The sequence below is a fragment of the Streptomyces sp. NPDC030798 genome (genome assembly GCF_055572275.1).
Map to the genome: position 1 here is coordinate 66,237 of NZ_JBVIDR010000014.1, position 17,235 is coordinate 83,471.

Below are 17,235 nucleotides of genomic sequence, written 5' to 3' on the forward strand. Positions count from 1 at the left end.
GGCAGTGTAGAACGGGAGATGTGACGGCAATGGCTACGGAAACTCCCCAGCTCAACGCAGCATGTGCCGTCCCCGCCCCGGGCAGCGCGCGGTGACGGGAACCCGCATGGCGCCCGACCTCGAACGCGCCACGCTGGACAAGGCCGCGAGCGAGAACTTCCCCGTGGCCCCCTTCTTCCTGCCCCGCGCCTGGCGCGACGACCTCATGGCCGTCTACGGCTTCGCCCGCCTGGTCGACGACATCGGCGACGGCGACCTCGCCCCCGGCGGAGCCGACGCCCGCGCCCTCGGCGTGTCGGCCACCGAGGCCGGCGACCGCCTCGCCCTCCTCGACGCCTTCGAGACCGACCTGCACCGCGTCTTCGGCGGGACGCCCCGCCACCCCCTGCTGCGCCGCCTGCAGCGCACCGTGCGCCGCCGCGCCCTCACCCCCGAGCCGTTCCTCGGCCTGATCGCCGCCAACCGCCAGGACCAGCTCGTCACCCGGTACGAGACCTACGACGACCTCCTCGCCTACTGCGAGCTGTCCGCCAACCCCGTCGGCCGCCTCGTCCTCGCCGTCACCGGCACCGCGACCCCCGAGCGGATCCGGCTGTCCGACGCGATCTGCACCGCACTGCAGATCGTCGAACACCTTCAGGACGTCGCCGAGGACCTCGGCCGCGACCGGATCTATCTGCCCGCCGAGGACATGAAGCGGTTCCACGTCCAGGAAGCGGACCTCGCCGCGAAAATCACGGGCGCATCGGTGCGCGCCCTGGTTGCATACGAAGCGCAACGCGCCCGCGATCTGCTGAATGAAGGCGCCCCCCTGGTGGGTAGCGTCCACGGCAGGTTGAAGCTGCTGCTCGCGGGGTTCGTGGCGGGAGGAAGGGCGGCGATCGACGCGATCGCCGCCGCCGAGTTCGACGTACTTCCCGGCCCGCCCAAGCCCGGCAAGGTCCAGTTGCTGCGCGAGGTGGGCCTGACCCTGCGAGGAGAGGGGTGATCCGGACCGTGGATTCTCCGCCGCACGTGTCCGCACCGGTACTCGCCGCCTACAGCTACTGCGAGGCCGTCACCGGGCAGCAGGCCCGCAACTTCGCCTACGGCATCCGGCTGCTGCCGACGCCCAAGCGCCGCGCCATGTCGGCGCTGTACGCGTTCTCCCGGCGCGTCGACGACATCGGCGACGGCGACCTGCCCGGCGAGGTCAAGGTGGCCCGTCTGGAGGACACCCGGGCGCTGCTCACCCGCATCCGGGAGGGCGAGGTCGAGGAGGACGACACCGACCCGGTGGCCGTCGCCCTCACCCATGCCGCCCACGCCTTCCCGATCCCGCTCGGCGGCCTGGACGAGCTGATCGACGGCGTCCAGATGGACGTGCGCGGGGAGACCTACGAGACCTGGGACGACCTCAAGGTCTACTGCCGGTGCGTGGCCGGCGCCATCGGTCGCCTGTCCCTCGGCGTGTTCGGCACCGAACCGGGGGCGCGCGGCGCCGAGCGCGCGCCCGAGTACGCCGACACGCTCGGGCTCGCGCTGCAGCTCACCAACATCCTCAGAGACGTCCGCGAGGACGCCGAGGGCGGCCGCACCTATCTGCCCGCCGACGACCTCGCCAAGTTCGGCTGCTCGGCCGGGTTCCACGGGCCGACACCACCGGAGGGCTCCGACTTCGCGGGCCTCGTGCACTTCGAAGTGCGACGGGCCCGCGCCCTTTTCGCCGAGGGCTACCGGCTGCTTCCCATGCTCGACCGGCGCAGCGGCGCGTGCGTGGCCGCCATGGCCGGCATCTACCGCCGGCTGCTGGACCGCATCGAGCGCGACCCGGAGGCCGTGCTGCGCGGCCGGGTCTCGCTGCCCGGACGCGAGAAGGCCTACGTCGCCGTGCGCGGCCTGTCCGGCCTCGACGCCCGGCACGTGTCCCGGCACACCGTCAGGAGGCGCGCCTGATGGGCTCCGTGGAGCAGGCCGGCCACCACCCGCCGATGCGGCGGGCAACCCTCCGCCGCGGCGTGGCGTCCCTGACTGCGACGGCCGGCCGTGCACCGTTCATCCAGCACGCCCGGGACGCACGGAAGGACGCACGATGAGCGACGGGCCACGCCCCAGGGCGCACTCCGGCAGCCCGGCCGCGCCCGGCCGCAGCGCCGTCGTCGTCGGCGGCGGACTCGCCGGCATCACCGCGGCGCTCGCGCTCGCCGACGCGGGCGTCCACGTCACCCTGCTCGAAGGCAGGCCCCGGTTGGGCGGCCTCGCCTTCTCCTTCCAGCGCGGCGAGCTGACCGTGGACAACGGTCAGCACGTGTACCTGCGCTGCTGCACCGCCTACCGCTGGTTCCTCGACCGGATCGAGGGCGCGGCGCTGGCACCGCTGCAGGACCGCCTCGACGTCCCCGTCGTCGACGTCGCGAAGCCCGAGGGCAGACGGCTCGGCCGGCTGCGGCGCGACCCGCTGCCCGTCCCCCTCCACCTGGGGCGCAGCCTGGCCGCCTATCCGCATCTCTCGCTCGCCGAGCGCGCCGCGGTCGGGCGCGCCGCGCTCGCGCTGAAGGGGCTCGACCTCGCCGATCCGGCCCTGGACACCCAGGACTTCGGCAGCTGGCTGGCCGGCCACGGCCAGTCGGCGCGTGCCGTCGAGGCCCTGTGGGACCTGGTCGGGGTCGCCACCCTCAACGCGGTCGCGGGCGACGCCTCACTGGGGCTCGCCGCGATGGTGTTCAAGACCGGTCTGCTGTCCGACCCGGGCGCGGCCGACATCGGCTGGGCCCGCGTCCCGCTGGGCGAACTGCACGACCGGCTCGCCCGCAAGGCGCTCGACTCCGCGGGCGTCCGTACCGAGGTCCGTACACGCGTCACCTCCGTCTCCATGAACGACAACGGGAGCTGGAGCGTTCAGGTTCCCGGCGAGACGCTGCGGGCCGACGCCGTCGTGCTCGCCGTACCCCAGCGCGAGACGCACGACCTGCTGCCGCCCGGCGCCCTCGACGCCCCCGAGCGGCTGCTGGAGATCGGTACCGCGCCCATCCTCAACGTGCATGTCGTCTACGACCGCAAGGTGCTCGCACGGCCCTTCTTCGCGGCCCTCGGCACCCCCGTGCAGTGGGTGTTCGACCGCACCGACGCCTCCGGGCTGCGCGCGGGCCAGTACCTCGCGCTGTCCCAGTCGGCCGCGCAGGACGAGATCGACGCGCCGGTCGCCGTCCTGCGCGAGCGCTACCTCCCCGAGTTGGAGCGGCTGATTCCGGGTACGCGCGCCGCCGTGGTCAAGGACTTCTTCGTGACCCGGGAGCGCACGGCCACGTTCGCCCCCACCCCCGGCGTCGGACGCCTCAGGCCCGGCGCCCGCACCAAGGCCCCCGGCCTGTACCTGGCCGGAGCGTGGACCGCCACCGGGTGGCCCGCGACCATGGAGAGTGCGGTCCGCAGCGGAGTGAGCGCGGCCGACGCCGCGCTGAGCACCCTGGGCCGGCCCCGCCCCAGCCGCCTCTTCTCCCTCGAGGAGGCGGCCTGATGCTCGATCAGCACGGCGCGGCAGGTCCCCGCACCCCCGGTACCGCAACAAGAGGAGAGACTGTGCCCACTGTGCCCCCGGCCTCGACGCCCGTTCCCAGGGCCGCGGTGGACGTGACCGCGCTGCTGGAGCGCGGCCGGACCCTGGCGACACCGGTCCTGCGTGCGGCCGTCGACCGCCTGGCGCCTCCCATGGACACCGTCGCCGCCTACCACTTCGGCTGGATCGACGCCGCCGGCAACCCGGCCGACGGCGACGGCGGCAAGGCCGTGCGCCCGGCCCTCGCCGTCCTCTCCGCCGAGGTGACCGGCGCCGCGCCCGAGGTGGGCATCCCGGGTGCCGTCGCCGTCGAACTCGTCCACAACTTCTCGCTGCTGCACGACGACCTGATGGACGGTGACGAGCAGCGCCGCCACCGCGACACCGTCTGGAAGGTGCACGGCCCCGCGCAGGCCATCCTGGTCGGCGACGCCCTGTTCGCCCTCGCCAACGAGGTGCTGCTGGAGCTCGGCACCGTCGAGGCCGGCCGCGCCACCCGCCGGCTGACCACCGCCACCCGCGCCCTGATCGACGGTCAGGCGCAGGACATCTCCTACGAGCACCGCGACCGCGTCAGCGTCGAGGAGTGCCTGGAGATGGAGGGCAACAAGACCGGCGCCCTGCTCGCCGCCTCCAGCTCCATCGGCGCGGTCCTCGGCGGCGCGGACGACGCCACCGCCGACGCGCTGGAGCGCTACGGCTATCACCTGGGCCTGGCCTTCCAGGCCGTCGACGACCTGCTCGGCATCTGGGGCGACCCGGAGGCCACCGGCAAGCAGACCTGGAGCGACCTGCGCCAGCGCAAGAAGTCCCTGCCGGTGGTGGCCGCGCTCGCAGCGGGCGGCGAGGCCTCCGAGCGGCTCGGCGAGATCCTCGCCGCCGACGCCAAGAGCAGCGACTTCGAGAACTTCTCCGAGGAGGAGTTCGCGGCCCGCGCGGCCCTCATCGAGGAGGCCGGGGGCCGCGAGTGGACGGCGCAGGAGGCGCGTCGTCAGCACACCATCGCCATCGAAGCCCTCGACGCCGTGCACATGCCCGACCGGGTACGGGCCGCCTTCACGGCGCTCGCCGACTTCGTCGTCGTACGAAAGAGATGATCATTATCGGTCGAATAGCCCTCGCGTAGTCGCCGGCCGGTGTCGAGGGACGACGGACACCGGCCGACGGCGGACCCACAGCAGCACGACTCGCACGACTGCACGAAGGGGAAGCCATGACAGCGACGACCGACGGAAGCACCGGGGCGACCCTGCCGCCCCGCGCTGCCGCGGCCAGCGAAACCACCGACATCACCACCCCCGCGGCGGCCGGGGTACACCAAGCCGCCGAACACGCGAGCCGGCGCGCCACCGACTTCCTGCTGGCCCGCCAGGACGCCCAGGGCTGGTGGAAGGGCGACCTCGAGACCAACGTCACCATGGACGCCGAGGACCTGCTGCTGCGTCAGTTCCTGGGCATTCTCGACGAGAAGACCGCGCAGGCGGCCGCCCTCTTCATCCGCGGCGAGCAGCGCGAGGACGGCACCTGGGCCACCTTCTACGGCGGCCCCGGCGAACTGTCCACGACCATCGAGGCCTACGTCGCCCTCCGCCTGGCCGGCGACGCGCCCGACGCCCCGCACATGGCCAAGGCGTCCGCCTGGGTCCGCGAACGCGGCGGCATCGCCTCCGCCCGGGTCTTCACCCGGATCTGGCTGGCCCTGTTCGGCTGGTGGAAGTGGGAGGACCTGCCCGAACTCCCGCCGGAGCTGATCTACTTCCCCACCTGGTTCCCGCTCAACATCTACAACTTCGGCTGCTGGGCCCGGCAGACCATCGTGCCGCTCACCGTCGTCTCCGCCAAGCGGCCCGTGCGCCCGGCGCCCTTCCCGCTGGACGAACTGCACACCGACCCCGCGAACCCCAACCCGCCGCAGCCGCTCGCCCCGGTGACCAGCTGGGACGGTCTCTTCCAGCGGCTCGACAAGGTGGTCCGCGGCTACCGGAAGGTCGCCGTGCGCAGACTGCGCCGGTCCGCGATGAACTCCGCCGCCCGCTGGATCATCGAGCGGCAGGAGAACGACGGCTGCTGGGGCGGCATCCAGCCCCCGGCCGTGTACTCGGTCATCGCCCTGCACCTGCTCGGCTACGACCTGGAGCATCCGGTGCTCCGTGAGGGCCTCGCCTCGCTGGACCGTTTCGCCGTCTGGCGCGAGGACGGCGCCCGGATGATCGAGGCCTGCCAGTCCCCGGTGTGGGACACCTGCCTCGCCACCATCGCGCTCGTCGACGCCGGACTCCCGGTCGACCATCCGCAACTGGTCAAGGCGGCCGACTGGATGCTCGGCGAGGAGATCGTCCGGCCCGGCGACTGGGCCGTACGCCGTCCCGGACTGCCGCCCGGCGGCTGGGCGTTCGAGTTCCACAACGACAACTATCCGGACATCGACGACACCGCCGAGGTCGCCCTCGCGTTGCGCCGGGTCCGGCACCACGACCCCGAGCGCGTCGACAGGGCCATCGGACGGGCCGTGCGCTGGAACCTCGGGATGCAGTCGAAGAACGGCGCGTGGGGAGCCTTCGACGCCGACAACACCAGCCCCTTCCCCAACCGGCTGCCGTTCTGCGACTTCGGCGAGGTCATCGACCCGCCGTCGGCGGACGTCACCGCGCACGTGGTGGAGATGCTCGCCGCCGAGGGCCTCGCCCACGACCCGCGCACCCGGCGCGGCATCGACTGGCTGCTCGCCGAACAGGAACCGGACGGCTCGTGGTTCGGCCGCTGGGGCGTCAACTACATCTACGGCACCGGGTCGGTGGTCCCCGCGCTGACCGCCGCCGGCCTGCCCGGCTCGCACCCCGCGATCCGGCGGGCGGTGGCCTGGCTGGAGTCGGTGCAGAACGACGACGGCGGCTGGGGCGAGGACCTGCGCTCCTACAAGTACGCCAAGGAGTGGAGCGGCCGCGGCGCCTCCACCGCCTCGCAGACCGCGTGGGCGCTGATGGCGCTGCTCGCGGCGGGGGAGAAGGAGTCCAAGGCCGTCGAGCGCGGCATCCGGTGGCTGGCCGACACCCAGCGGGAGGACGGCTCCTGGGACGAGCCGTACTTCACCGGCACCGGCTTCCCCTGGGACTTCTCCATCAACTACCACCTCTACCGGCAGGTGTTCCCGCTCACCGCACTCGGCCGCTATCTGCACGGCGACCCCTTCGAGCGGAACCTGCTCACCCGGCAGCCCCTCCCCGAGGGCCAGGGGGGCTGACCTTGAGCAACCAGCCCGCTCCCGCCCCGCTGCTGATCGCCTGCGCGCTCGGCATCGAGCACCTCGCCCTGCGCACCGGCGACCGGAGCGGGGCGGACGGGCCGGTCACCTTCGTCCGTACCGGCATGGGCCCCCGGGCGGCGGAACGCTCCCTCACCCGGCACCTGGCCGAACCGGCACTCACCGGGGCTGCCGTGCTGGCCACGGGCTTCTGCGCCGGGCTCGCCCCCGGTATGCACCCCGGCGACCTGGTCGTCGCCGAGGAGACCCGGGACCCGCGCGGAACCGTCGCCTGCGTGGGCACCGAACTGCTGGTGAAGGAACTCGTGCGCATCCTGCCCGGGCGCACGGTCCACACCGGTCCGCTCACCGGATCCGACCACGTGGTGCGCGGCCCCGAGCGGGCCGACCTGCGCGCCACCGGCGCGATCGCGGTCGACATGGAGTCGGCGGCCACGCTCCTGAGCGCCGTGCGGGCAGGCGAGCGCCCCGTTGCGGCCGTACGGGTGGTCGTGGACGCTCCTGAACATGAACTCGTCCGGATCGGCACGGTGCGCGGTGGAATATCGGCTTTCCGCGTACTTCGTTGCGTTCTCCCCGCTTTTTTCGAATGGCACCGTTCTTTGCTGCTCCCCCGGAGGTGAGCCAGATGGCCATGCCGTTGCGTCAGTCCATCAAGGTCGCTGCATACCTGGCTGAACAGAAGCTCCGCAGGCGGGACAAGTTTCCGCTCATCGTCGAGCTGGAACCGCTCTTCGCCTGCAACCTCAAGTGCGAGGGCTGCGGCAAGATCCAGCACCCGGCCGGTGTGCTGAAACAGCGCATGCCGGTCGCCCAGGCCGTGGGCGCGGTGCTGGAGTCCGGTGCGCCGATGGTGTCCATCGCCGGCGGCGAACCGTTGATGCACCCCCAGATCGACGAGATCGTGCGCCAGCTGGTGGCCAAGCGCAAGTACGTCTTCCTGTGCACCAACGCCCTGTTGCTGCGCAAGAAGATGGACAAGTTCAAGCCGTCCCCCTACTTCGCCTTCGCGGTGCACATCGACGGGCTGCGCGAGCGGCACGACGAGTCCGTGGCGAAGGAGGGCGTGTTCGACGAGGCCGTGGAGGCCATCAAGGAGGCCAAGCGGCGCGGCTTCCGGGTGACCACCAACTCGACCTTCTTCAACACCGACACCCCGCAGACCGTCATCGAGGTGCTCAACTTCCTCAACGACGACCTGAAGGTGGACGAGATGATGATCTCGCCCGCCTACGCCTACGAGAAGGCACCCGACCAGGAGCACTTCCTCGGTGTCGAGCAGACCCGCGAGCTGTTCCGCAAGTCCTTCGCGGGCGGCAACCGGAGCCGCTGGCGGCTCAACCACTCCCCGCTCTTCCTGGACTTCCTGGAGGGCAAGGTCGACTTCCCGTGCACCGCGTGGGCGATCCCGAACTACTCGCTCTTCGGCTGGCAGCGCCCCTGCTACCTGATGAGCGACGGGTACGTGCCGACGTACCGCGAACTCATCGAGGAGACCGACTGGGACAAGTACGGCCGCGGCAAGGATCCGCGCTGCGCCAACTGCATGGCGCACTGCGGCTACGAGCCCACGGCCGTCCTCGCCACCATGGGCTCCTTGAAGGAGTCGCTGCGGGCCATGCGCGAGACCGTCTCCGGAAACCGGGAGTGACGCCGTGACCGCCGTTCCCTTGGGCGTTCCCGAGGTACCGGCCCGGCCGGTCGCACCGCGGCGCGTGTCGCGGCGGATCCATGTCGGGCCGGTGGCGGTCGGGGGCGGAGCCCCGGTGTCGGTGCAGTCGATGACGACGACCCGGACCTCGGACATCGGCGCCACCCTGCAGCAGATCGCGGAACTGACCGCGTCCGGCTGCCAGATCGTCCGCGTCGCCTGCCCCACGCAGGACGACGCGGACGCGCTCGCCACCCTTGCCCGCAAGTCGCAGATCCCGGTGATCGCGGACATCCACTTCCAGCCGAAGTACGTCTTCGCGGCCATCGAGGCCGGCTGCGCGGCGGTCCGGGTGAACCCCGGCAACATCAAGAAGTTCGACGACCAGGTGAAGGAGATCGCGCGCGCCGCCAAGGACCACGGCACCCCGATCCGCATCGGCGTCAACGCGGGCTCCCTGGACAGGCGACTGCTGCAGAAGTACGGCAGGGCCACCCCGGAGGCCCTGGTCGAGTCGGCGCTGTGGGAGGCGTCGCTCTTCGAGGAGCACGACTTCCGGGACATCAAGATCTCCGTCAAGCACAACGACCCGGTCGTCATGATCGAGGCCTACCGCCGGCTCGCCGAGCAGTGCGACTACCCGCTCCACCTCGGTGTCACCGAGGCCGGGCCGGCGTTCCAGGGCACCATCAAGTCCGCCGTCGCCTTCGGCGCCCTGCTCTCCCAGGGCATCGGCGACACCATCCGCGTCTCCCTCTCCGCGCCGCCGGCCGAGGAGGTCAAGGTCGGCATCCGGATCCTCGAGTCCCTGGGCCTGCGGCAGCGGCGCCTGGAGATCGTCTCCTGCCCCTCCTGCGGGCGCGCCCAGGTGGACGTGTACAAGCTGGCCGACGAGGTCACGGCCGGGCTGGACGGCCTGGAGGTGCCGCTCAGGGTCGCGGTGATGGGCTGTGTGGTCAACGGCCCGGGGGAGGCGCGGGAGGCGGACCTCGGAGTTGCCTCGGGCAATGGCAAGGGCCAGATCTTCGTCAAGGGCGAGGTCGTCAAGACCGTCCCGGAGTCGAAGATCGTGGAGACCCTCATCGAGGAGGCCATGAAGCTCGCCGAGGTGACGAGCCCCGCAGACGAAGTGAGTTGAGCGAAGAGCACGGCACGGACCGAGAGGGGGCCCAGCGTGACCATTCTGGAGACCATCCGGGGACCACGCGACCTGAAGGCGCTGTCCGAGGCAGAACTCGGCGAACTTGCCGAGGAAATACGTGAGTTCCTGGTGCACGCGGTGTCGAGAACCGGCGGCCACCTCGGGCCCAATCTGGGGGTGGTGGAACTCACCGTCGCGCTCCACCGGGTCTTCGAGTCGCCGGTCGACCGCATCCTGTGGGACACCGGCCACCAGAGCTACGTCCACAAGATCCTGACCGGGCGTCAGGACTTCTCCAAGCTGCGCGGCAAGGGCGGACTGTCCGGATACCCCTCGCGCGAGGAGTCCGAGCACGACGTCATCGAGAACAGCCACGCCTCCACCGCGCTCGGCTGGGCCGACGGGCTCGCCAAGGCCCACCAGGTGCAGGGGGAGAAGGGCCACGTCGTCGCAGTGATCGGCGACGGCGCGCTGACCGGTGGCATGGCCTGGGAGGCGTTGAACAACATCGCGGCCGCCAGGGACCGGCCGTTGATCATCGTCGTCAACGACAACGAGCGCTCGTACGCCCCGACCATCGGCGGCCTGGCCAACCACCTGGCCACCCTGCGCACCACGGACGGCTACGAGAAGGTCCTCGCCTGGGGCAAGGAGGTCCTGCTGCGCACACCGGTCGTCGGCGGCACCATCTACGAGTCCCTGCACGGCGCGAAGAAGGGCTTCAAGGACGCCTTCGCCCCGCAGGGCATGTTCGAGGACCTCGGGCTGAAGTACCTCGGCCCGATCGACGGCCACGACATCGGCGCCGTGGAATCCGCCCTGCGCCGCGCCAAGCGCTTCCACGGACCCGTCCTGGTGCACTGCCTCACCGAGAAGGGCCGCGGCTACGAGCCCGCCCTCGCCCACGAGGAGGACCACTTCCACACCGTCGGCGTGATGGACCCGCTCACCTGCGCCCCGCTCACGCCCGCCGGCGGGCCCTCGTGGACCTCCGTCTTCGGCGACGAGATCGTCCGGATCGGCGAGGAGCGGCCGGACGTCGTCGCGATCACGGCGGCCATGCTGCACCCCGTCGGCCTCGGCCCGTTCGCCGAGCGGTTCCCGGACCGGGTGTGGGACGTGGGGATCGCCGAGCAGCACGCGGCCGTCTCGGCGGCCGGTCTCGCCACGGGCGGGCTGCACCCGGTCGTCGCCGTCTACGCCACCTTCCTCAACCGCGCCTTCGACCAGCTGCTCATGGACGTCGCGCTGCACCGTTGCGGGGTCACCTTCGTCCTCGACCGGGCCGGCGTCACCGGCGTCGACGGGCCGTCCCACAACGGCATGTGGGACATGTCCGTCCTGCAGGTCGTGCCCGGGCTGCGCATCGCCGCCCCGCGCGACGCCGGGCAACTGCGCGCCCAGCTGCGCGAGGCGGTCGCCGTGGACGACGCCCCGACCCTGGTGCGTTTCCCGAAGGAGTCGGTCGGCCCCGAGATCCCCGCGGTCGGCCAGGTGGGCGGCATGGACGTCCTGCACCGCGCCGACCGCCCGGAGGTCCTGCTGGTGGCCGTCGGCGTGATGGCCCCGGTGTGCCTGCAGGCGGCCGAGCTGCTGGAGGCGAGGGGCATCACCTGCACGGTCGTGGACCCCCGTTGGGTGAAGCCCGTCGACCCCGCGCTGCCCGGGCTCGCCGCCGAACACCGCCTGGTGGCCGTCGTCGAGGACAACAGCCGTGCCGCCGGGGTGGGTTCGGCCGTGGCGCTGGCCCTGGGCGACGCCGACGTGGACGTGCCGGTACGGCGGTTCGGCATCCCGGAGCAGTTCCTCGCGCACGCCAAGCGCAGCGAGGTCCTGGCCGACATCGGCCTTACGCCCGTCGAGATCGCCGGGCGGATCAGCGCGAGCCTGGCCGTCAAGGACGCCGACGGCACAGCCAAGGAGAGTGAATGACCACGGAGTTCGACCTCGGCGCCCTCCTCGCCGAGCGCGGAGCCGAACGCTACGAGCTGCACGCCCGGCACCTCAACCCGCAGCTGCCGCGCATGCTGCACACCATCGGCTTCGACAAGGTCTACGAACGGGCCGAGGGCGCCCATTTCTTCGACGCGGACGGCAACGACTACCTGGACATGCTCGCGGGCTTCGGGGTGATGGGCCTCGGCCGTCACCACCCGGTCGTCCGCCGGGCGCTGCACGACGTGCTGGACCTGAACCTCGCCGACCTGACCCGCTTCGACTGCCCGCCGCTGCCCGGCCTGCTCGCCGAGCGGCTGCTCGCGCACAGCCCGCACCTGGACCGGGTGTTCTTCGGCAACAGCGGCACCGAGGCGGTGGAGACCGCACTGAAGTTCGCCCGCTACGCCACCGGCAGGCCCCGCGTCCTGTACTGCCACCACGCCTTCCACGGCCTGACCACCGGCTCCCTGTCGGTCAACGGCGAGGACGGCTTCCGGGACGGCTTCGCCCCGCTGCTGCCCGACACCGCCGTCCCCCTCGGCGACCTCGACGCCCTGGCCCGGGAGCTGAAGAAGGGGGACGTCGCCGCCCTGATCGTCGAGCCGATCCAGGGCAAGGGCGTGCACGAGGCACCGCCCGGCTATCTGCGCGCCGCCCAGGAGCTGCTGCACAAGCACAAGGCGCTGCTCATCGCCGACGAGGTGCAGACCGGCCTCGGCCGCACCGGCGACTTCTACGCCTACCAGCACGAGGACGGCGTGGAGCCCGACCTGGTGGCCGTGGCCAAGGCGCTCTCCGGCGGGTACGTCCCGGTCGGCGCCACCCTGGGCAAGGACTGGATCTTCAAGAAGGTCTACTCCTCCATGGACCGCGTCCTGGTCCACTCGGCCAGCTTCGGGTCCAACGCCCAGGCGATGGCCGCCGGGCTCGCCGTGCTGTCGGTGATGGAGAACGAGCAGATCGTCGCCGGTGTGCGCACCACCGGGGAGCTGCTGAAGTCCCGGCTCACCGCGCTGATCGACCGGTACGAGCTGCTCGCGGACGTCCGCGGCCGGGGTCTGATGATCGGCATCGAGTTCGGCAGGCCCTCCTCGCTGAAGCTGCGGGGCCGCTGGGCCATGCTGCAGGCGGCCCGCAAGGGCCTGTTCGCCCAGATGGTCGTCGTACCGCTGCTGCAGCGGCACCGGATCCTCACCCAGGTCTCCGGCGACCACCTGGAGGTGATCAAGCTCATCCCGCCGCTGGTCCTCGACGCGGCCGACGTGGACCGGTTCGTGGAGGCCTTCACCGCCGTGATGGACGACGCCCACAGCGGCGGCGGGCTGGTGTGGGACTTCGGCAAGACCCTGATCAAGCAGGCGGTGGCCAACCGCTGAGACCCGCCCGCTTTGCCTCTGAGGCAACGAATTTGCCGCTCGGGCAAGGCTCGGGCTGGATGGAGGCATGAACGCCTCGAACGCCGCGCCGCCGGCGGACCAGGGCGACGACCTGCCCGCCGTGGCGCCGCAGCTGCGCGCCCTGCGCCGGCGCGCGGGTCTCACCCTGGAGGCCGCGGCCCGCACCGCCGGACTCTCGCCGGCCCATCTCTCGCGCCTGGAGACCGGCGGGCGCCAGCCCTCGCTGCCGATGCTGCTCGCGCTCGCCCGTATCTACGGTACGACCGTCTCGGAGCTGCTCGGTGAGACGGTCGCCGACCGGGACGCCATCGTGCGCGCCGCCGACATGGAGCCGACCCGGGCGGGCGGCTGGACCTACTTCCAGGCCGGCGCCTCCGGGCGCGGCATGCAGGCGCTGCGCGTGCGCGTGCCGTACGGCACGCAGCGCGACATCGTGCGCGTGCACCCCGGCGAGGAGTGGCTCCACGTCCTCCAGGGACGCCTGCGGCTGCGCCTCGGCGACACCGCGCACCTGCTCGCGCCGGGCGACAGCGCCCACTTCGACTCCCTGACCCCGCACCGGCTCGCCGCGGAGGACCACGACGGCGTCGAGCTGCTGTTCGTCCACACCCTGCTGCAGAGCCCCACGGCCGCGCTGTGCCTGGGCCCGCCGACCGGAGAGCTGCCATGAGCGACTACGAGACCAGGTTCCCCCGCTCCCTGTGGGTCCGGCTGATCATCTACATCGCCGTGGGCCACCTGTTCGCCGCGTTCCTCTACCTGCTGTTCGCGGTGGGTGCCAAGAGCTGATCCGCCGTCAGTCCAGCAGTCGCGCGCGCAGCCGCTCCCGGGTCTGCGGGGCGAGCCCCAGGCCCTCGGCGAAGTAGGTGTCGAACCCGCCCCAGCGTTCCTCGATGCTGTCGAACGCCGCCTGCAGGTATTCCGCGCGCGCGTCGAAGAGCGGGCTGAGCAGCTCCATCACCTCGGGTGTGTAGGCGGTGTCCGGGCTGCCGTTGCGCCGCACCTTGTAGCGGCGGTGCTTGGCGTTGGACTCCAGGTAGTCGGCGACGATCGCGTCCCGCTCCACACCTACCGCGAGGAGGGTCACGGCTATCGAGATGCCCGCCCGGTCCTTGCCCGCCGCGCAGTGCATCAGCGCGGGCACGCTGTCCTCGGCCAGCGCGTGCAGCACCCGCGAGTGCTCGGCGGTGCGCTGCGTGACGATCGTCCGGTACGAGGTGATCATCCGGTCCGCCGCCCTGCCGTCCGCGAGGATGTCGCGCAGCTGGTCCAGGTCGCCGTCGCGGACCATCTTCCAGAACTCGGCGCCGTCCGCCGGGTCGCTCAGCGGCAGGTTCACGTTCCGCACGCCGGGCAGCTCGACGTCCGGGCCCTCCAGCTTCTGGTCGGCCGCGTTGCGGAAGTCGAAGACCGTGTGCAGGCCCAGGGAGGCGAGGAAGGCCGCGTCCTCCTGCGTCGCGTGCGCCAGGTGGCCGCTGCGGAACAGCACTCCGGGGCGCACGCGCCGGCCGTCCACGGTGGGCAGGCCGCCCACGTCACGGAAATTGCGCACTCCGGCCAGCTGGGGCTCGGTCGACGGGACCTGTTGCGTCACGGGTGCTCCTCCCGGTCGGCCCCGTCGGCGCGGTTCGTCGGCGGGCACTGGCCTCGACGATACGACATCGATTACCTGGGGCAATGAGTTGTCCACAGGCGTTGCCACCAGGGGCGTCAGGGTCGATGATGTTCGCACTTGCGCGGATCTGTTGACACCTGTGAGGCTCTTCGTGGTGAACGTCGCCGAAAACGGTCGTACCTGGCTCCTGTCGGGGCCCTGCAGCAGCTACGCGCTGCATCTCACCGAGGCGGACGAGCTGCTGCACCTCCATTGGGGACCCCGGATCGCGCTCGCCGACGCCGAGGCCCTGGCGGTGAGCCCGCTGCCCGGCTACTGGCCTTTCGAGTCCCCGCTCGACGGCCGCGAGGAGTACCCCGTCGAGGGCGGCCCCCGTTTCGTCCGCCCCGCCCTGTCCGTGCGCACCGACGAGCGCCGCGGCACCGAGTGGCGCTTCACGGCGTACGAGACCGACGGCGACGAGCTGCGGCTGCGCTTCGACGACGACGGGCTGGCGATCACCCTGCACTACCGGATGCGCGGCGACGTCGTCGAGCGCTGGGTGAGCCTGGAGAACGGCGGCCACGCGCGCGTGGAGCTGCTGCGCGCCGACGCGGCCACCTGGACCCTGCCCGACCGCGAGGGCTGGCGGCTCTCCCAGCTGCACGGCCGCTGGGCCGCCGAGTCCCGGCTCACCACCACATCCCTCACCTACGGCGAGAAGGTCATCGGCAGCCGGCGCGGCCACACCGGTCACCAGCACTTGCCCTGGGTGGCCCTCGACACCGACGCCACCGAGGAGCGCGGCGAGGTCTACGGCTGCGCGCTCGGCTGGTCCGGATCCTGGCGCATCGCCGTCGCCCAACTCCCCGACGCGCGCGTGCAGATCACCGGCGGCGCCGGCTACGACGACTCCGGGCTGCTGCTGCTCGAGCCGGGGGAGTCGTACACCACCCCCGTCTTCGCCGGCCTGTGGAGCGACGGCGGCTTCGGCGGCGCCAGCCGCACCTGGCACGCCTACCAGCGGGCCCATGTCGTCCCGGACGCGGACCGGGACCGGCCGGTGCTGTTCAACTCCTGGGAGGCGACGTTCTTCGACATCTCCGAGGAGCAGCAGGCCGCCCTCGCCCAGCGTGCCGCCGACATCGGCGTCGAACTGTTCGTGGTCGACGACGGCTGGTTCGGCGCCCGCACCAGCGACCGCGCCGGCCTCGGCGACTGGACGCCCAACCCGGATCGCTTCCCGCAGGGCCTGAAGCCCCTCGCGGACCGCGTGCACGGCCTCGGCATGCAGTTCGGCATCTGGGTCGAGCCCGAGATGGTCAACCCCGACAGCGACCTGTACCGCGCACACCCCGACTGGGTGCAGTACCAGCCCGGACGCACCCGCACGGAGCTGCGCAACCAGCTCGTCCTCAACCTCGCGCGCGAGGACGTCCAGGAGTACCTCTGGGAGCGGCTGGACACCCTGCTGTCCAGCGCCCCGATCGACTACGTCAAGTGGGACTTCAACCGCTGCTTCACCGACGCCGGCTGGCCCGGGGAGCCCTACCCGCAGCGCCTGTGGGTCGACCACGTCCACGCCCTGTACGCCCTGCTGGACCGGCTGCGCGCCGCCCACCCCCAGGTCGCCTTCGAGTCCTGCTCGGGCGGCGGCGGCCGGATCGACCTCGGGGTGCTGAGCCGCACCGACCAGGTGTGGACCTCCGACAACACCGATCCGCTGGACCGGCTGGCGATCCAGCACGGCTTCACCCAGATCCACCCCGCGCGTGTGATGGCCGCCTGGGTCACCGACAGCCCGAACACCCAGCTCAACGGCCGGGTCAGCTCTCTGCGTTTCCGTTTTGTCAGCGCCATGGCGGGCGTTCTCGGCGTCGGCGGCGACCTCACCGAGTGGACGGCGGAGGAACTGGCCGAGGCGCGGCGGTGGGTGGAGCTGTACAAGGAGATCCGTCCCGTCGTGCAGCGCGGCGACCTGTACCGGCTCAGGCCCCCGTCGGGCGGCCTGAGCGCCGTGCAGTACGTCCTCGGGGACGAGACGGTCGTCCTCGCCTGCCTCCAGGCCCAGAGCCACGGCGAGCCGGTGCCGGCGGTGCGGCTGCGTGGACTCGACCCGACGGCATCGTATGAATGCCGCGAAACGGGCGAAGTGCATCGGGGGGCCGTGCTGCTGCACCACGGGCTGCGCACCGGACTGCGCGGCGACCTGGATGCGACGGTTCTCCGCCTGCGCCGTATCTGAGCCTTCTGTCCGAATCAGCGCCTTCGTTCCAACTCGTTCCGGAATAAGGAGAGCGGGCGGCAGTGTGCGTGAGGAGCGTCATATCCGTGACGGTCGGTGGCGCGTCATGTGCACGTAATTTCGGTGCCCGTGCAGGGCGTTGACAGAAAGAAGGGGACGGGAATTCACGGAGGGTGACCGTGAATTCCCGAATCCGATCTTTTGGAACGCCAACTCCTGGAACCGGCCGCTTGTTCAGCTGCGTCCCGCTCGCTTACCTTCGCCCCCAATCCGGACGGAACGCCGAATCCTGCCGCCGCCCGGACCTCCCGCACACATGACCCGTGCCCGGCAGGAGCGGGGGACCCACAGGTACGACCGCCTGTCCCGGTCTCCGCGACAGGCTCAGGGGTGCAGCCGCGCAGCCCGCGGCCGGACAGCTCCCGTCCGAACCCGACAGCTCACCTCGCAGGCGCCGGAGAGGAATGCAGCC

General features: G+C 71.7%; 15 protein-coding genes and 1 riboswitch. Of the genes, 14 read left to right on the forward strand and 1 reads right to left on the reverse strand.

Annotated features, from left to right (window positions below; translation table 11 throughout):
• The first annotated feature begins 61 nt into the window (after window positions 1–61).
• The 13 genes from hpnC to ACZ404_RS28715 all read left to right on the forward strand — a co-directional run bounded on the left by hpnC (window position 62) and on the right by ACZ404_RS28715 (window position 13,713).
• Window positions 62–988 carry a squalene synthase HpnC gene (gene hpnC / locus ACZ404_RS28655; RefSeq protein ID WP_468444775.1) on the forward strand — a complete coding sequence of 309 codons (927 nt, stop codon included), beginning with the start codon at window positions 62–64 and terminating at the stop codon, window positions 986–988.
• Window positions 985–1,935 (forward strand): presqualene diphosphate synthase HpnD, encoded by a 951-nt coding sequence (gene hpnD, locus ACZ404_RS28660; protein ID WP_468444777.1) that lies wholly within the window; start codon window positions 985–987, stop codon window positions 1,933–1,935. The genes hpnC and hpnD overlap by 4 nt, the downstream gene beginning before the upstream one ends.
• A 35-nt stretch (window positions 1,936–1,970) precedes the next feature.
• Window positions 1,971–2,075, forward strand: a complete 105-nt coding sequence (locus ACZ404_RS28665; RefSeq protein ID WP_468445062.1) for a DUF6380 family protein — start codon at window positions 1,971–1,973, stop codon at window positions 2,073–2,075.
• On the forward strand, window positions 2,072–3,496 hold the full coding sequence (hpnE, locus tag ACZ404_RS28670; protein ID WP_468444779.1) for a hydroxysqualene dehydroxylase HpnE: 1,425 nt from the start codon (window positions 2,072–2,074) through the stop codon (window positions 3,494–3,496). The genes ACZ404_RS28665 and hpnE overlap by 4 nt, the downstream gene beginning before the upstream one ends.
• Entirely contained in the window at window positions 3,496–4,632 is a 1,137-nt protein-coding gene (locus ACZ404_RS28675; protein WP_468444781.1) for a polyprenyl synthetase family protein, read from the forward strand. The genes hpnE and ACZ404_RS28675 overlap by 1 nt, the downstream gene beginning before the upstream one ends.
• A gap of 116 nt (window positions 4,633–4,748) precedes the next feature.
• The gene (shc, locus tag ACZ404_RS28680; RefSeq protein WP_468444783.1) at window positions 4,749–6,776 is read left to right on the forward strand and encodes a squalene--hopene cyclase; all 2,028 of its coding nucleotides are present in this window, start codon (window positions 4,749–4,751) and stop codon (window positions 6,774–6,776) included.
• 2 nt (window positions 6,777–6,778) lie between these two features.
• Window positions 6,779–7,420, forward strand: a complete 642-nt coding sequence (locus tag ACZ404_RS28685; protein ID WP_468444785.1) for a phosphorylase family protein — start codon at window positions 6,779–6,781, stop codon at window positions 7,418–7,420.
• A gap of 5 nt (window positions 7,421–7,425) precedes the next feature.
• Complete coding sequence (gene hpnH / locus ACZ404_RS28690; protein ID WP_468444787.1) at window positions 7,426–8,448, forward strand: adenosyl-hopene transferase HpnH; 1,023 nt, start codon at window positions 7,426–7,428, stop codon at window positions 8,446–8,448.
• 4 nt (window positions 8,449–8,452) lie between these two features.
• Window positions 8,453–9,586, forward strand: a complete 1,134-nt coding sequence (ispG, locus tag ACZ404_RS28695; RefSeq protein ID WP_468444789.1) for a flavodoxin-dependent (E)-4-hydroxy-3-methylbut-2-enyl-diphosphate synthase — start codon at window positions 8,453–8,455, stop codon at window positions 9,584–9,586.
• A gap of 36 nt (window positions 9,587–9,622) precedes the next feature.
• Entirely contained in the window at window positions 9,623–11,521 is a 1,899-nt protein-coding gene (gene dxs, locus ACZ404_RS28700; protein WP_468444791.1) for a 1-deoxy-D-xylulose-5-phosphate synthase, read from the forward strand.
• On the forward strand, window positions 11,518–12,903 hold the full coding sequence (locus tag ACZ404_RS28705) for an aspartate aminotransferase family protein (protein WP_468444792.1): 1,386 nt from the start codon (window positions 11,518–11,520) through the stop codon (window positions 12,901–12,903). The genes dxs and ACZ404_RS28705 overlap by 4 nt, the downstream gene beginning before the upstream one ends.
• 67 nt (window positions 12,904–12,970) lie before the next feature.
• Complete coding sequence (locus ACZ404_RS28710; protein WP_468444794.1) at window positions 12,971–13,594, forward strand: helix-turn-helix domain-containing protein; 624 nt, start codon at window positions 12,971–12,973, stop codon at window positions 13,592–13,594.
• Entirely contained in the window at window positions 13,591–13,713 is a 123-nt protein-coding gene (locus ACZ404_RS28715; RefSeq protein ID WP_468444796.1) for a DUF6126 family protein, read from the forward strand. Before ACZ404_RS28710 ends, ACZ404_RS28715 begins: the two co-directional genes overlap by 4 nt.
• A 7-nt stretch (window positions 13,714–13,720) precedes the next feature.
• On the opposite strand, the gene ACZ404_RS28720 is transcribed toward ACZ404_RS28715, so the two are convergent.
• Window positions 13,721–14,518, reverse strand: coding sequence for a tyrosine-protein phosphatase (locus tag ACZ404_RS28720; protein ID WP_468444798.1), 798 nt, complete (start codon window positions 14,516–14,518; stop codon window positions 13,721–13,723).
• A 172-nt stretch (window positions 14,519–14,690) separates the two neighbouring features.
• On the opposite strand from ACZ404_RS28720, the gene ACZ404_RS28725 reads away from it, so the two are divergent.
• Complete coding sequence (locus ACZ404_RS28725; RefSeq protein WP_468445064.1) at window positions 14,691–16,763, forward strand: alpha-galactosidase; 2,073 nt, start codon at window positions 14,691–14,693, stop codon at window positions 16,761–16,763.
• 308 nt (window positions 16,764–17,071) lie between these two features.
• Window positions 17,072–17,232, forward strand: a riboswitch (cyclic di-AMP (ydaO/yuaA leader).
• Window positions 17,233–17,235 lie beyond the last annotated feature (3 nt).

Coding starts and splice junctions, on each gene's coding strand:
- hpnE (WP_468444779.1), top strand. CDS start 2,072: ATGAGCGACGGGCCACGCCCCAGGGCGCACTCCGGCAGCCCGGCCGCG.
- ACZ404_RS28715 (WP_468444796.1), top strand. CDS start 13,591: ATGAGCGACTACGAGACCAGGTTCCCCCGCTCCCTGTGGGTCCGGCTG.
- ACZ404_RS28705 (WP_468444792.1), top strand. CDS start 11,518: ATGACCACGGAGTTCGACCTCGGCGCCCTCCTCGCCGAGCGCGGAGCC.
- shc (WP_468444783.1), top strand. CDS start 4,749: ATGACAGCGACGACCGACGGAAGCACCGGGGCGACCCTGCCGCCCCGC.
- ACZ404_RS28665 (WP_468445062.1), top strand. CDS start 1,971: ATGCGGCGGGCAACCCTCCGCCGCGGCGTGGCGTCCCTGACTGCGACG.
- ACZ404_RS28710 (WP_468444794.1), top strand. CDS start 12,971: ATGAACGCCTCGAACGCCGCGCCGCCGGCGGACCAGGGCGACGACCTG.
- hpnH (WP_468444787.1), top strand. CDS start 7,426: ATGGCCATGCCGTTGCGTCAGTCCATCAAGGTCGCTGCATACCTGGCT.
- hpnC (WP_468444775.1), top strand. CDS start 62: ATGTGCCGTCCCCGCCCCGGGCAGCGCGCGGTGACGGGAACCCGCATG.
- ACZ404_RS28675 (WP_468444781.1), top strand. CDS start 3,496: ATGCTCGATCAGCACGGCGCGGCAGGTCCCCGCACCCCCGGTACCGCA.